Raw genomic sequence first — 13,908 nt, 5'->3', positions numbered from 1 at the left:
GGTAGCTAGACTCCCGGCCTTGGCCATTCATTTGACTGATGGAGTGAGACCCATGCGCCTTCCCTACGCCTACTCGCTGTTGGCGGCGAGCCTGCTCGCCTGCGCTCCGTTCGCCCAGGCGGCGAGCAATCTCGTCTACTGCTCGGAAGCCAGCCCTGCCGGTTTCGATCCGGCGCAATACACCTCGGGCACCGAGTTCGATGCCTCGGCCGAAACGGTCTTCAACCGCCTGGTGCAGTTCCAGCGCGGCGGTACCACCCTGGAGCCGGGCCTGGCGACCCAATGGGACGTGAGCGCGGATGGCAAGACCTATACCTTCCACCTGCGCCAGGGCGTGAAATTCCACACCACCGACTACTTCAAGCCCACCCGCGACTTCAACGCCGACGACGTGGTCTTCACCTTCCAGCGCATGCTGGACAAGAACCAGCCGTTCCGTAAGGCCTATCCCACCGAATTCCCCTACTTCACCGACATGGGGCTGGACCAGAACATCGCCAAGGTGGCCAAGGTCGACGACCACACCGTGGTCTTCACCCTGAACAAGGTGGACGCCGCCTTCGCCGCCGACCTGGCGATGAGCTTCGCCTCCATTCAATCGGCCGAATACGCCGATCAGTTGCTCAAGGAAGGCAAGCCCGAGCTGCTCAACCAGCAGCCCATCGGCACCGGTCCCTTCGTCTTCAGTCGCTACCAGAAGGATGCGGTGATCCGCTTCAAGGGTAATCCGGACTACTGGAAGCCCGAGGACGTCAAGCTCGACAACCTCATCTTCGCCATCACCCCCGACGCCGCTACCCGCCTGCAGAAGCTCAAGGCCAACGAGTGCCAGGTCAGCGGTTATGCGCGCCCGGCGGATCTGGTGGAGATGAAGCAGGATCCTCATCTAAAGGTGCTCCAGCAGCCGGGTTTCAACGTCGGCTTCCTCGCCTACAACGTTCAGCATCCGCCACTGGACAAGCCCGAGGTGCGGCGCGCGCTGGACATGGCCATCAACAAGCAGGCGATCGTCGATACCGTGTTCCAGGGGGCCGGCCAGGTCGCGCAGAACGTGATTCCGCCCAACCAGTGGTCCTACGACAAGAGCATCAAGGGCGCGCCCTATGATCCGACCAAGGCCCGCGCCCTGCTCAAGCAGGCCGGGATCAAGGACGGCACCGAGATCGCCCTCTGGGCCATGACCGTGCAACGCTCTTCCAACCCCAACGCCCGCCAGTCGGCGCAGATGATCCAGCAGGACTGGGCCAAGGTCGGCATCAAGGCCAAGATCGTCAGCTACGAATGGGGCGAGTACATCAAGAGAGCCAAGGCCGGCGAGCACGATGTCCTGACCTATGGCTGGACCGGTGACAACGGCGATCCAGACAACTGGCTGGGCGTGCTCTACGGCTGCAGCGCCATCGGTGGCAGCAACTATGCGCGCTGGTGCGACAAGGACTACGACGCCCTCATCCAGCAGGCCAAGACCAGCAACGATCGCGCCCAGCGCACCCGTCTCTACGAGCAGGCGCAACAGATCATTCGCCAGCAGATGCCGGTGAGTCCCATGGCCCATTCGGTGGTATCCCAGCCCATGCGCAAAGAAGTGCAGGGCTTCAAGATCAATCCCTTCGGCGTTACCGGTTTCTATGGCGTAAGCCTCGACCGCTGACCCTGTCCGGCCCGCCCAGCGGGCCTTTCACGAGGAGCCTTTCGTGTCCAAACCCCTGTTCTCGCTGTCTCTCGCCGCTCTCCTGTGCCTGACGGCCAATGCCGCCCTGGCGCGGCCCCTGGTGGTCTGCACCGAGGCCAATCCGGAAGGCTTCGATCCGGGTCGCTACACCTCGGGCTACACCTTCAATGCCTCGGCCACGCCGCTTTATAACCGCCTGGTGGAATTCAAGCAGGGCAGCGCCGAACTGGAGCCGGGCCTGGCCGAAAGCTGGGAGATCTCGCCCGATGGTCTGCAGTACACCTTCGCCCTGCGCCAGGGCGTGAAATTCCACACCACCGACTACTTCAAGCCCACGCGCGACTTCAACGCCGACGACGTGGTGTTCAGCTTCGAGCGCATGCTCGACAAGAACAATCCCTGGTACGACCTCTCCCCCAGCGGCTATCCCTATGCCGCGGCCATGGAGATGGGCAGCCTGATCAAGTCCATCGAGAAGGTGGACGACAGCCATGTGCGCTTCACCCTCAACCAGCCCGAGGCGCCCTTCCTCGCCGACCTCGCCATGGCCTTCGGCTCCATCCTGTCCAAGGAATACGCCGACAGCCTGCTGGCCAGCAAGAAGACCGATGACATCAACCAGAAGCCCATCGGCACCGGCCCCTACGTCTTCCAGCGCTATGCCAAGGATTCCAATACCCGCTACAAGGTCAACCCGGACTACTTCGGCCAGAAGCCACCGATGGATGGCCTGGTGCTGGCGGTGACCCTGGATCCCAACGTGCGCATCCAGCGGGTACGCAACAACGAGTGCCAGATCGGCCTGACGGTCAAACCGCAGGACGTGCCGATGCTCAAGCAGGACAAGCACCTCAAGCTGGCCCAGGTGGAAAGCCAGACCACCTCCTACCTGGCGATGAACACCAGGCACAAGCCGCTGAGCGATGTACGGGTGCGCCAGGCCATCGCCATGGCCTTCGATCAGCAGAACTACCTGAAGACGGTGTTCGGCGAGGGCGGCGCCAAGGCGGCGATCAACCCCTACCCCTCCTCGCTGCTGGGCTATGCCAAGGACATCAAGCCCTGGCCCCACGACGTGGAGAAGGCCAAGGCGTTGCTCAAGGACGCCGGCTACGCCAATGGCTTCACCCTCAAGTACTACATCAGCACCGGCAGTGGTCCTGGTGGCAGTCCGGCCCTGGTGGCCCAGCTGATCCAGGGCGACCTGGCCAAGATCGGCATCAAGGCCGAGATCACCCAGTTCGAGTGGGGTGAGTTCGTCAAGCGTACCAAGGCCGGCGAGCACGACCTGATGATGATGAGCTGGACCGGCGACAATGGCGATCCGGACAACTTCCTCACCACCAACCTGAGTTGCGCGGCCGTGCAGGGTGGCGAGAACCGTTCCTTCTGGTGCGACAAGGCGTTCAACGACGCCATCGAGAAGGCCAAGCGCATCAACGATCCCGCCCAGCGCGCGGCCCTCTACGAGCAGGCCCAGCAGATCTTCCACCAGCAGATGCCCTGGATTCCGCTGGCGCACCCGCTGTTCACCGACGTCCTGCAACCCAAGGTGCAGGGCTATGTGCAGAGCCCGTTGGGGGTCTACGACTTCTCCACGGTGACCCTCGACTGATCGGCGCCTGACGCCGCAACAAACCGGGCCCGGGCGGCCCGCCCCACGACCTTACCCACCTCGCGCCAGCCTCTGGCGCGACGGGTCCGGTCGTGCCGGAAAACGCCCAGATAACAGCAAAAACAACTGCTTTGGAGCACAACCGATGACCAACCTGCACCGTGGAGGCCTTGCCCTCTCCCTGCTTACCCTGGCGCTGACCGCCCACGCCCAATCCCCGGCGCCGGAAGATCCCAGCTACGCCAACGAGGTCCAGACCCTGCCCAACGTGCAGAAGCCGGTGAAGGGCCAGGCAGGCGCCAAGGGTTTTCTGGCCGACGACAGCCTGACCCTGACCACGCGCAACTTCTTCGCCCGCGAGACCAGCTCCGATCCGATCTTCAGCTACAGCAAGAACGGCACCCGGGTGCGCACCCATTCGCGCAACACCTGGGTCCAGGCCACGGCGCTCAAGTACAGCTCCGGCTACACCCAGGGCCCGGTGGGCTTCGGCATCGACGTGGCGGGCTACCAGGCCACCAACCTGGAACGCGGCAAGGGCCGCATCGGTGGCGGCGGCAACCGCACCCTGGCCAACGCCGAGGGCGAGGGCCATGCGGAATGGTCCAAGCTGGGCATCGCCGATGCCCGCTTCCGCGTCTCCAACACCGAACTCAAGATCGGCCGTTTCATGCTCGACACCCCGGTGATCAGCTACAACGACAACCGGCCCTTCCCCTCCGGCTTCGACGGCTTCGCGCTGACCAGCGATGAGTGGGACAACCTCTCGCTGCAGGGCGGCAGCTTCACCCGCGTCAGCCCGCGGACCGGCGCCGGCGACGAGAAGTGGACCACCGAGTACGGCACCCGCGAGGTCACCGCCGACCGCCTGAGCTTTCTCGGCGGCAACTACAAGCTGCCCCAGGGCTGGGAAGTCAGCGTCTATGGCGCCAACTTCGAAGACGTCTGGAACCAGTACTTCCTGAGCGTCACCCAGGCCGGCGGCACCCTCGACACCTTCGCCTGGAAGGCGGTGGCCAACGCCTATCGCACCGTCGACGCCGGCAGCGCCAAGGCCGGCAACATCGACAACACCGCCTGGAGCCTGGCGTTCACCGGCAGCCACCAGGCCCACAGCCTGACCCTGGCCTACCAGCAGATCGACGGCAACGAGTACTTCGACTACGCCCACGAGACCGCGGCCATCTACCTGGCCAACTCCCTGGTCTCGGACTACAACGGCCCCAACGAGAAGTCACTGCAGATCCGCTACGAGACCGACTGGAGCTACTTCGGCGTGCCCGGCCTGAGTACCGGCGTCTGGTACGCCAAGGGCTGGGACATCGACGGCACCCACTACGACGCCGGCGCCGGCAAGTACGCCAACTATGCCGAGGTCCTGCAGCAGGATGGTGAGAAGCACCGCGAGATCGGTCTGGTCACCACCTACAAGGTGCAACAGGGCACGCTCAAGGACAGCCGCTTCCGCCTGCTGCTGACCGATCACCGCGCCAGCCAGAACCAGGTCGACGGCAACGTCAAGGAACTGCGCCTGGTGTCCACCCTGCCGTTCAACCTGCTGTGATGACCAAACCCGGCAGATTTGGCGCAGCACCCGGCACTTGGCCGGGATCGCGTCGCGAACACCGGCGAAGCCCTGGCCATGTCGAAGATATCGACGCCCGTGGCAACGTGGTAGTCTGCCGGGTTTGGAGCACTGGTTCAGAGCGCTCTTCGAACCTATTCGTAGGACCGAACGAGCCTGCTGCCCGCAGGTGTCGTTCGTTGCGGACCAGGATGGTCTTTTCAGGGATGAATCCAGGCCCACAAGGTCTGAGAGTCAGATCAAAAGCTCATTAGCTTTTGAGCGGGCTCTCACTTAAAAACGCGGCCGGGCATGTACTCGCGCCGTCTTGATCAGCCTCAAGAGGAGATACCCCCTCCGATGCTCGCCTTCATCGCCCGTCGCTTCGGGCTGCTGATACCGACGTTCTTTGGCGTCACCCTGCTGACCTTCGCCCTGATCCGCCTCATCCCCGGCGATCCGGTGGAAGTCATGATGGGCGAACGCCGCGTCGATCCGCAGATGCACGCCGAAGCCATGCACCGTCTGGGCCTCGACAAGCCCCTGTACCAGCAGTATTTCGACTACATCGGCAATCTCGCCCAGGGCAACCTTGGCGAATCTCTGCGCAGTCGCGTCGGGGTCTGGGATGAATTCCTGACCCTGTTCCCGGCCACCCTGGAGCTTTCGGTGGCGGCCATGCTGTTCGCCACGGTATTCGGTGTGCTGGCCGGCATCATCGCCGCGCTGAGGCGCGGCTCCACGGTGGATCACGGGGTGATGGGCGTGGCCCTTACCGGCTACTCCATGCCGATCTTCTGGTGGGGCCTGCTGCTGATCATGCTGTTCTCGGTGCAACTCGGCTGGACCCCAGTTTCCGGCCGTCTGGACCTGCTCTACGACATCCCGCCGCGCACCGGCTTCATGCTCATCGACACCCTGCTCTCCGACGAACCCGGCGCCTTCGTCGATGCCCTCAAGCACCTGATCCTGCCGGCCATCGTGGTGGGCACCATCCCCCTGGCGGTGATCGCCCGCATGACCCGCTCGGCCATGCTCGAAGTCCTGCGCGAAGACTATGTGCGGACCGCTCGGGCCAAGGGCCTGTCGCCCAAGCGCGTGGTCTTCGTCCACGCCCTGCGCAATGCCCTGATCCCGGTCCTGACGGTGCTCGGCCTGCAGGTGGGCAGCCTGCTCTCCGGCGCGGTGCTCACCGAGACCATCTTTTCCTGGCCCGGCATCGGCAAGTGGCTGATCGAGGCCATCGGCGCTCGGGACTACCCGGTGGTGCAGAACGGCATCCTGCTAATCGCCACCCTGGTCATCCTGGTCAATTTCGTCGTGGACATCCTCTACGGCCTGGTCAATCCGCGCATCCGCCACCAGCGTTGATGCGCCCATACGGACAGAGCCTATGACAACGGTAAACACCCCAGCCGCTCAAGACCCGAGCGCCCTCTACCCCTCCCCCTTCAAGGAGTTCTGGCATGCCTTCGCCCGCAACAAGGGCGCCCTGGGCGGGCTGATCTTCATGGTCATCGTGGTGTTCTGCGCGCTCTTCGCGCCCTGGGTCGCACCCCATGCGCCCAGCGAGCAGTTCCGCGACTTCATGCTCACCCCGCCGCTGTGGCTGGACGGTGGCACCAGTCAGTTTCCCCTGGGCACCGACGAACTGGGCCGTGACCTGCTCAGCCGACTGATCCATGGCGCCCGGCTGTCGCTGCTGATCGGCCTGGCCTCGGTGGTCTTCTCGCTGATTCCCGGCATCCTGCTCGGACTGATCGCCGGCTTCTCGCCCAACCGCGCCGGTCCGGTGATCATGCGCCTGATGGACATCATGCTGGCGCTGCCCTCGCTGCTGCTGGCCGTGGCCATCGTCGCCATCCTCGGCCCAGGCCTGATCAACACCGTGGTGGCCATCGCCATCGTCTCGCTGCCCTCCTATGTCCGCCTGACCCGCGCCGCGGTAATGGGCGAACTGCATCGCGACTACGTCACCGCCTCGCGGTTGGCGGGCGCCGGTACCCTGCGCCTGATGTTCGTCAGTGTGCTACCCAACTGCATGGCGCCGCTGATCGTCCAGGCCACCCTGAGCTTCTCCTCGGCGATTCTCGATGCCGCCGCCCTGGGCTTCCTCGGCCTCGGCGTGCAGCCGCCCACTCCGGAGTGGGGCACCATGCTGGCCTCGGCCCGCGACTACATCGAGCGCGCCTGGTGGGTGGTGACCCTGCCGGGTCTCGCCATCCTCTTCACCGTGCTGGCCATCAACCTGATGGGCGACGGCCTGCGCGATGCCCTCGATCCGCGTCTGAAGGTGCAGTCATGAGCCTCCTCGAAATCCAGAACCTCTCGGTCCGCTTCGGCGGCGCCGACGCCCCGCCGGTGGTGGAAGGCCTCGATCTCACGGTGGATCAGGGCGAGATCGTCGCCATCGTCGGTGAATCCGGCTCCGGCAAATCGGTGACCATGATGGCCGTGATGGGCCTGATCGATCACCCTGGCCGTATCACCGCCGACCGCCTGACCTTCGATGGCCAGGACCTGCTCAGCCTCAAGGGTCGCCGTCGGCGTCACCTGATCGGCAAGGAGCTGTCGATGGTGTTCCAGGACCCGATGACGGCGCTCAATCCCAGCTACACCGTGGGCTTCCAGCTGGAAGAGGTGATCCGCCAGCACCTGGGCCTCAAGGGCCGCGCCGCCCGCCAGCGCGCCCTGGAGCTGCTGGAAAAGGTCGAGATCCCGGCCGCGGCCAGTCGCCTCGGCGCCTATCCGCACCAGCTGTCAGGGGGCATGAGCCAGCGCGTCGCCATCGCCATGGCCATCGCCGCCGAGCCGCGCCTGCTGATCGCCGACGAACCCACCACCGCCCTGGACGTGACCATCCAGGCGCAGATCATGGAACTGCTGGTCAACCTGCAGCGTGACGAGGGCATGGGGCTGATCCTCATCACCCACGACCTCGCCGTGGTGGCCGAGACCGCCCAGCGCGTGGTGGTGATGTATGCCGGCCAGGCGGTGGAGAAAGGCGTGGTGCCGACGCTGTTCGACGCGCCCGCCCACCCCTACACCGAAGCCCTGCTCGCGGCCATTCCCGAGCATAGCCAGACGGACCGCCTGCACACCCTGCCCGGCATCGTGCCCGGTCGCTACGACCGTCCGGCCGGCTGCCTGCTCAGCCCGCGCTGCCCCTATGTGCAGCCGCGCTGCCAGGAGCGTCCGGCGCTGGAGCCCTACGACCGCGGAGCGGTGCGCTGCTTCTTCCCGCGCAATGTCGGCCCGGGCGAGGCGCCCGAAGTGCTGCCCGAACATCAACGTCCCAGTCAGCTACCGGAGGATCGCCATGGCGCCGTCTGAAGCCACCGTCCTCGAAACCCCTGTCACCCAGGGGAACGTGCTCGAAGCCCGTGACCTGACCCAGCACTATCAGCTGTCCCGCGGCCTGTTCAAGGACAACGCCACGGTCAAGGCGCTCAACGGCGTCTCCTTCGACCTCCAGGCCGGACGCACCCTGGCCGTGGTGGGAGAGTCCGGCTGCGGCAAGTCCACCCTGGCCCGCGCTCTGACCCTGATCGAGCAGCCCACTACCGGCAGCCTGGTCATTGGTGGCCAGGACGTCGCCAAGGCCGATGCCGCCCGCCGCAAGGAGCTGCGCCGCGAGGTGCAGATGGTGTTCCAGAATCCCTATGCCTCGCTCAATCCGCGGCGCAAGATCGGCGATCAGCTGGCCGAACCGCTGCAGATCAACACCAGCCTCTCGCGCGCTGAAAGACGCGAGAAGGTCCAGGCGATGATGCAGCAGGTGGGGTTGCGGCCGGAGCACTACCAGCGCTATCCGCACATGTTCTCCGGCGGCCAGCGCCAGCGCATCGCCGTGGCTCGCGCCATGATGCTGCAGCCCAAGGTGCTGGTGGCGGACGAGCCGACCTCGGCGCTGGACGTCTCCATCCAGGCGCAGGTGCTCAACCTGTTCATGGATCTGCAGCAGCAGTACCGCACAGCCTATGTGTTCATCTCCCACAACCTCTCGGTGGTGCGCCATATCGCCGACGAGGTGATGGTGATGTACCTCGGCTGCATCGTCGAAAAGACCAGTCGCGACCTGCTGTTCGAGCGGCCCCTGCATCCCTATACCCAGATGCTGCTGTCGGCCACCCCGAGCCTGCACCCGGATCCGAGCAAGCCGCGCATCCGCATCCAGGGCGAACTGCCCAACCCGCTGGATCCGCCACCCGGTTGCGTCTTCCACCGTCGCTGCCCCTATGCGACGGAGAAGTGCAAGACCGAGGTGCCGGCGCTGCGGAACGTGGAAGCCCGCCAGGTGGCCTGCCACTATGCGGAGAATTTTCTCTAGCGGCTTCTGACGTCTCGATCCCGGCCACGGCAGTCCGCTGATGCGCCCGCTCCTACTGACGCCGATCCGTAGGAGCAACGCTCTTATCGCGGCCATGGGCCGCTCCTACAGGATGTCAAAACCCGTAGGAGCGGCCCATGGCCGCAATAGCGCCGTCAAAGCCAGCACCCTCCTCGAAGCCCACACCCCCGCCTGTTATCTTTGAGCTCCGCCCCCTTGCCGAACTCCCCATGCACATCCGCCCTTTCCAGCCCGCCGACACCGAGGCCATCGTCAGTCTCTGGCAGGTCTGCGGCCTGACCCGCCCCTGGAACGATCCCTACCGCGACATCCAGCGCAAGCTCGTCGAGCAGCCGGAATTGTTCCTCGTGGGCGAAGTGGACGGCATCCTCATGGCCAGCGCCATGCTCGGCACCGACGGCCATCGCGGCTGGCTCTATTACCTCGCCGTGGCACCGGAGCATCAGCGCCGCGGCCATGCGCGCCGCCTGGTAGAGACCGGCGAACGGCTGCTGATCGAAAGAGGCTGCCCCAAGCTGCAGCTGATGGTACGGCGGGACAACGCGGCGATCATCGGCTTCTATACCGCGCTGGGCTATGCCGAGGCCGAGGTCGTCACCCTGGGCAAGCGGCTGATCGCTGACAATTAAGACGACGGCGCAGCGTTGCCGGTGATCCTTCACTGCACTTGGAAAACGCTGCGCGGTTTCCCACGCTACACCGCTTTAGCAGGGTGGGCTGAGACGGCTCCATCGTCGAAGCCCGACGCCCTGAGCCTGCTCCTGCTGTTGGGCTTCGCTACGCTCAGCGCCAACCTACGGGTCCACCACCAACTGCTGTAGGCTGGGCTGAGATGGCTCCGTCGTAGAAGCTCGACACCCTGAGCCTGTTCCTTGCTGTGGGGCTTCGCTGCGCTCAGCGCCAACCTACGGGTGTGCCACCAAACCGTCGTAGGTTGGGCTGAGACGGCTCCATCGTCGAAGCCCAACATGCCCGCGCGGGGTATGGGAACGTTGGGCTTCGCTGCGCTCCGCGCCAACCTACGTCAGCGTGGCAGCAGGCCCACCAACGGCCCTGGGTGTTTCCGGACTTCGGCATAGGGCACCAGGGTGCCGCCGGGCTCGTCGCAGCTGCGAGCAGCGCGGTAGAAGGTCGGGCCCAGGTAGAGACCCTTGGTCGTCAGGTACCAGGGGGCGAATTGCCAGACATCGGCACTGCGATAGTCGCAGCCGTCGCCATTGGCCGGTGCCTGCATCAACTCCGGATACAGCCGGGTGAAGAGCCGGACCACCCAGGGTGCCAGGGTCTTTTCCCGATAGTCCGTCAGTGCCTGGGAATAGCGGTCGTCCGCCGCCGGCCGGATCGGCGCACCGCGGCCCAGCCAGAGGACATCCTCCAGCGCCAGTTCGCGGCCGCTCTTGAGATCCAGGGTCAGGGGCGCGCTGCCGAAATCCGGGTGAGCCGCACCGCTGCAGCTGTATTCGCTGAACAGGTTGACGCTGAGCGCCCGCTCGGTGAGCAATTGAGGGGTCACGGTCAGGCTATGGTCGCCGTCACTGCCGATGCAGCTCAGGTGAGCGTCCACCTCCTGCCAGAGACGTTCACGCAAGACGCCGTTGGCCGCCTCGCTGGCGCCGTCCACGGTGAACAGCCGCATGCCCGAGACCGGCTCGCGCCACCAGCGCAGGCCGCGGCCCATGAAGGTCTGGCGCTCGCCCTGCACCAGGCTCAGTCCCTGCAGCCGGCGATATTCGTAGGGGTCTTCCTGGCGCAGCTTCTGGCGATAGCTACCCGTGTCCACGGCCTCGGCCAGGTGCAGCGGCGCCAGCGCGATGGGCAGGGTCTTGCCCTCGCCATTCCAGGTACCGGTCCAGCGTCCGTCGCCACCTCGGGCCAGCGCCCAGCGGGCCTTGGGTCCGTCCTGCCAGGGCGCCCCCTCCTCCAGCTCAAGCTGGTCGCCCCGCTGCGCCGGACCGCTCAGGCGCAGATCGCGGCGATAGCGGTCGTAAAAATAGCGACCATAGGCTTCGTCGTTGGCCACGGGATCGACGTCCACCACCACCCGGGCTTGACCCAGAGTGCCCTCCAGCAGCAGCCGTTCGGCATGGGCAGTGCCGGTGATCATGGTCAGGGCCAGCAACAGTCCGGACAGGCGAAATTTCATCAGGTCTCCAGCAGCCAACGTCAGGGTGAAGGCCTCAGGGTAGAGCAGTCGGCCTGGGCTGTCGCCGGCCGCCGTCAGCCAGGACACTGCCGTCCGCCGGGCCAGCCATGGGAGAATGGTGGTTTATCGACGCCTCCGGACGCCCATGGACCTCCCTGCCCTGCTCACCCGCCTGCACGCCATCCGCGATGCCAACGCCTGGCGGCGTTATCACAACCCCAAGAACCTGGCGATGGCCGCCAGTGTCGAGATGGCCGAGCTGGTGGAGATCTTCCAGTGGAAGAGCGATGCCGAGGCCCGCGCGCTGAGCGCCACCGAGCGCGAACACGCCGGCCAGGAAATCGCCGACGTGCTGCTCTATCTGCTGCAACTGGGCAGCGAACTGGAGCTGGACGTGGAACAGGCGGTGCTGGCCAAGCTGGCCGACAACGAGAGGCGCTTCCTGCCGTGAGCGATACCTTCTTCGACGACCGCGCCACCCGCTTCGCCGCCAACATCTATGGCGGCACCAAGGGCGCCATCCGCCTGGCCGTGCTGCAGGCGGATCTCGCCGAGGTGCTGCCGCAACGCCCGCTGCGGGTGCTGGACATCGGTGCCGGCCTCGGCCACATGAGTCTTTGGCTGGCCCAGCAGGGCCATGCCGTGACCCTGGCCGAGCCGTCAGCGCCCATGCTCGCCGGCGCCCAGGAGGCCTTCGCGGCCGCCGGCTTGCGGGCCGATTGGCTGGCGCTGCCCTGGCAGGAGTTGCCCGCCTTCGCCGAACCCTTCGACCTGGTGCTCTGCCACGCGGTGCTGGAATGGCTGGAGACGCCCACGGCGATCCTGCCGACGCTGCAGCGCTGCCTGGCCACGGACGGCTGGCTGTCCCTGGCCTTCTACAACCGTGACGCCCTGATCTATCGCAATCTGCTCAAGGGCCATTTTCGCAAGCTCAAGCGGGGCGACTATGCGGGCGAGGGTCGCCGTGGTCTCACGCCGCAACAGCCCCTCGATCCGCGCGAGGTCGAGGCCTGGCTGGCGCTGGACTGGCAGATCCAGGCGCGCAGCGGCGTACGGGTCTTTCACGACTATATGCCGCCGGAATTCCAGACCCGTGCCGACGGCGCGGAGCTGGTGGCCATGGAACTGGCCCACCGACGGCACCCGGCTTTCGCGGGCCTGGGGCGCTATCTGCATTGGCTCTGCCAAGCTAAGGCAGGATAACGCCGGGCGCGGTATGCTCTGGCCAGCATTCCTTCGAGGAACCGGTCATGCGTCGCCTCCTGCTCTGCCTCGCGCTGCTCACCCTGGCCGCTTGCCAGAGTCCCAACCCCTATGTCGCCAGCAGCCTGCCGGAGGCCTCGGCGCCGGTATTGCCACAGCAGGATCCAGCAGCCTATCCGGCGGCGCCCACCGATTGGAGTCGTTATCGCACCTGGCGCTGGGCACCCGGTGCCGCCGTGGTCAGCGGTGGCCTGGATGGGCAGACCGTGCAGCAGGCAGTGGCCGATGGCCTCGACCAGCGCGGCCTGCGGCCGGCACTCGGGGGTGCCCGTGCCGATCTGCAGGTCCGTGCCCGCCTCACCCAGCAGCAGCGCAGCGAGCAGTACACCGACTACTACGACACCAACTATGGCTACGGCGGCTATGGGCCCTACGGTTACGGGCCTGGCTATGGCGCCACGGTCGGCCAGGCGCGGACCCGTACCCGCACCTTTTTGGTGGACGTGCTGGAGGTTGAATTGCTCGACCCCACCAGTGGCCGGGTGCTCTGGCATTCGGCCGCCGAACAGGCCACCGGGGGCAACGGCAGCGAACGCGTGCGTGCCTTGAGAGACACCACCCGCCGCCTGTTGGCCAACTATCCGCCGAGCTGAGGGGATAAGTCGCCCTTAAGCCAGTCCAAGCAGACTAGTGCGCTCACCCAGAGGTTCGCCCATGAAACGCTGTCTCCTGCTGCTGTCGGTCCTGCTGCTGGCGGCCTGTGCCGAGCGGGGACCCCGCAACCTGGACTATGACGCCAGCCGCGATTTCGCCGCCTATCGCAGCTGGAGCTGGGCCGATCCAGCCATCGAATACCGACCCAACGATCCCCGGGTGCGCAGCGATCTTACCGAGCAGCGCCTGCGCGACTCGGTCAGCGGCGGCCTCGACCAGCGTGGGCTGCGCCCCGCCGCGACAGGCACGCGGCCAGACCTCAGGATCAAGCTCTATGTGATCCTCGACCAGCGTCAGCAGAGCTACAGCTATGCCGACCCCTACTGGGGTTCGGGCTGGGGTGGCCCTTGGGGCTCCGCCTGGGGCCCGGGCCCCTGGGGACCGAGCTATGTGCGCACCCAGACCGTCACTTACCCGGTGATGACGGTGCAGCTCGATATGCTCGACGGCCGCGACGGCAAGCTGGTCTGGCGTGCCAGCGAAGAACGGCTGCTGGACGACCAGAACGCCACACCCGCCCAACGCAGTGCCGGCTTTGGCCGTCTGATCAACGAACTGCTGATCGGCTATCCGCCGCGTCCTTGAGCGGTCGACCGTCCGGGCAGCTCAGCGCTGCCCCTGGTCCGATGATGAGCAGACGTCTGTT

At 65.9% G+C, this 13,908-nt stretch carries 13 protein-coding genes; 12 read left to right on the top strand and 1 reads right to left on the bottom strand.

All coding sequences use genetic code 11. The features are described 5' to 3' along the window. Positions 1-52 precede the first annotated feature (52 nt). The 8 genes from PJ259_RS22040 (at position 53) to PJ259_RS22005 (ending at position 9,831) form a co-directional block, all read left to right on the top strand. Positions 53-1,651, top strand: coding sequence for an ABC transporter substrate-binding protein (locus PJ259_RS22040; RefSeq protein ID WP_271654184.1), 1,599 nt, complete (start codon positions 53-55; stop codon positions 1,649-1,651). 43 nt (positions 1,652-1,694) lie between these two features. After that, positions 1,695-3,287 (top strand): ABC transporter substrate-binding protein, encoded by a 1,593-nt coding sequence (locus PJ259_RS22035; protein WP_271654183.1) that lies wholly within the window; start codon positions 1,695-1,697, stop codon positions 3,285-3,287. 145 nt (positions 3,288-3,432) lie between these two features. Then, the gene (locus PJ259_RS22030) at positions 3,433-4,851 is read left to right on the top strand and encodes an OprD family outer membrane porin (protein WP_059313999.1); all 1,419 of its coding nucleotides are present in this window, start codon (positions 3,433-3,435) and stop codon (positions 4,849-4,851) included. 360 nt (positions 4,852-5,211) lie between these two features. Beyond that, positions 5,212-6,222, top strand: a complete 1,011-nt coding sequence (locus PJ259_RS22025; RefSeq protein WP_007159549.1) for an ABC transporter permease subunit — start codon at positions 5,212-5,214, stop codon at positions 6,220-6,222. A gap of 22 nt (positions 6,223-6,244) precedes the next feature. Then, on the top strand, positions 6,245-7,156 hold the full coding sequence (locus tag PJ259_RS22020) for an ABC transporter permease subunit (protein ID WP_059313997.1): 912 nt from the start codon (positions 6,245-6,247) through the stop codon (positions 7,154-7,156). Continuing rightward, positions 7,153-8,184 (top strand): ABC transporter ATP-binding protein, encoded by a 1,032-nt coding sequence (locus PJ259_RS22015; protein ID WP_059313996.1) that lies wholly within the window; start codon positions 7,153-7,155, stop codon positions 8,182-8,184. Before PJ259_RS22020 ends, PJ259_RS22015 begins: the two co-directional genes overlap by 4 nt. Further along, a complete protein-coding gene (locus PJ259_RS22010; protein WP_271654182.1) occupies positions 8,171-9,181 on the top strand; it encodes a peptide ABC transporter ATP-binding protein in 1,011 nt (336 codons plus the stop codon). Before PJ259_RS22015 ends, PJ259_RS22010 begins: the two co-directional genes overlap by 14 nt. Positions 9,182-9,411: 230 nt before the next feature. Next, entirely contained in the window at positions 9,412-9,831 is a 420-nt protein-coding gene (locus PJ259_RS22005; protein ID WP_271654181.1) for a GNAT family acetyltransferase, read from the top strand. Positions 9,832-10,226: 395 nt separating this feature from the next. On the opposite strand, the gene PJ259_RS22000 is transcribed toward PJ259_RS22005, so the two are convergent. Next, entirely contained in the window at positions 10,227-11,345 is a 1,119-nt protein-coding gene (locus tag PJ259_RS22000) for a hypothetical protein (RefSeq protein WP_271654180.1), read from the bottom strand. Positions 11,346-11,490: 145 nt separating this feature from the next. Between PJ259_RS22000 and PJ259_RS21995 the strand changes: the two genes are divergently transcribed. The 4 genes from PJ259_RS21995 (at position 11,491) to PJ259_RS21980 (ending at position 13,847) form a co-directional block, all read left to right on the top strand. Beyond that, the gene (locus tag PJ259_RS21995; protein ID WP_059313992.1) at positions 11,491-11,796 is read left to right on the top strand and encodes a nucleotide pyrophosphohydrolase; all 306 of its coding nucleotides are present in this window, start codon (positions 11,491-11,493) and stop codon (positions 11,794-11,796) included. Next, a complete protein-coding gene (locus tag PJ259_RS21990; RefSeq protein WP_271654179.1) occupies positions 11,793-12,548 on the top strand; it encodes a methyltransferase domain-containing protein in 756 nt (251 codons plus the stop codon). Before PJ259_RS21995 ends, PJ259_RS21990 begins: the two co-directional genes overlap by 4 nt. 47 nt (positions 12,549-12,595) lie before the next feature. Next, positions 12,596-13,201, top strand: a complete 606-nt coding sequence (locus PJ259_RS21985) for a DUF4136 domain-containing protein (protein ID WP_271654178.1) — start codon at positions 12,596-12,598, stop codon at positions 13,199-13,201. Positions 13,202-13,262: 61 nt separating this feature from the next. Further along, positions 13,263-13,847 carry a DUF4136 domain-containing protein gene (locus PJ259_RS21980; protein ID WP_271654177.1) on the top strand — a complete coding sequence of 195 codons (585 nt, stop codon included), beginning with the start codon at positions 13,263-13,265 and terminating at the stop codon, positions 13,845-13,847. The last annotated feature ends 61 nt before the right edge of the window (positions 13,848-13,908 follow it).

Source organism: Pseudomonas sp. JBR1 (assembly GCF_028198185.1).
In the GTDB taxonomy this organism is placed as follows: Bacteria; Pseudomonadota; Gammaproteobacteria; order Pseudomonadales; family Pseudomonadaceae; genus Chryseomonas; species Chryseomonas oryzihabitans_E.
Note: the sequence above shows the minus strand (reverse complement) of the source record. Positions and strands in the feature narration are given on the sequence as shown.

Excerpts from the sequence above, each read along its gene's own strand:
- PJ259_RS21980 (WP_271654177.1), top strand. The coding sequence starts at position 13,263 with ATGAAACGCTGTCTCCTGCTGCTGTCGGTCCTGCTGCTGGCGGCCTGT.
- PJ259_RS22015 (WP_059313996.1), top strand. The coding sequence starts at position 7,153 with ATGAGCCTCCTCGAAATCCAGAACCTCTCGGTCCGCTTCGGCGGCGCC.
- PJ259_RS22000 (WP_271654180.1), bottom strand. The coding sequence starts at position 11,345 with ATGAAATTTCGCCTGTCCGGACTGTTGCTGGCCCTGACCATGATCACC.
- PJ259_RS22005 (WP_271654181.1), top strand. The coding sequence starts at position 9,412 with ATGCACATCCGCCCTTTCCAGCCCGCCGACACCGAGGCCATCGTCAGT.
- PJ259_RS22030 (WP_059313999.1), top strand. The coding sequence starts at position 3,433 with ATGACCAACCTGCACCGTGGAGGCCTTGCCCTCTCCCTGCTTACCCTG.
- PJ259_RS21985 (WP_271654178.1), top strand. The coding sequence starts at position 12,596 with ATGCGTCGCCTCCTGCTCTGCCTCGCGCTGCTCACCCTGGCCGCTTGC.
- PJ259_RS22025 (WP_007159549.1), top strand. The coding sequence starts at position 5,212 with ATGCTCGCCTTCATCGCCCGTCGCTTCGGGCTGCTGATACCGACGTTC.
- PJ259_RS21995 (WP_059313992.1), top strand. The coding sequence starts at position 11,491 with ATGGACCTCCCTGCCCTGCTCACCCGCCTGCACGCCATCCGCGATGCC.
- PJ259_RS22020 (WP_059313997.1), top strand. The coding sequence starts at position 6,245 with ATGACAACGGTAAACACCCCAGCCGCTCAAGACCCGAGCGCCCTCTAC.
- PJ259_RS22040 (WP_271654184.1), top strand. The coding sequence starts at position 53 with ATGCGCCTTCCCTACGCCTACTCGCTGTTGGCGGCGAGCCTGCTCGCC.
- PJ259_RS22010 (WP_271654182.1), top strand. The coding sequence starts at position 8,171 with ATGGCGCCGTCTGAAGCCACCGTCCTCGAAACCCCTGTCACCCAGGGG.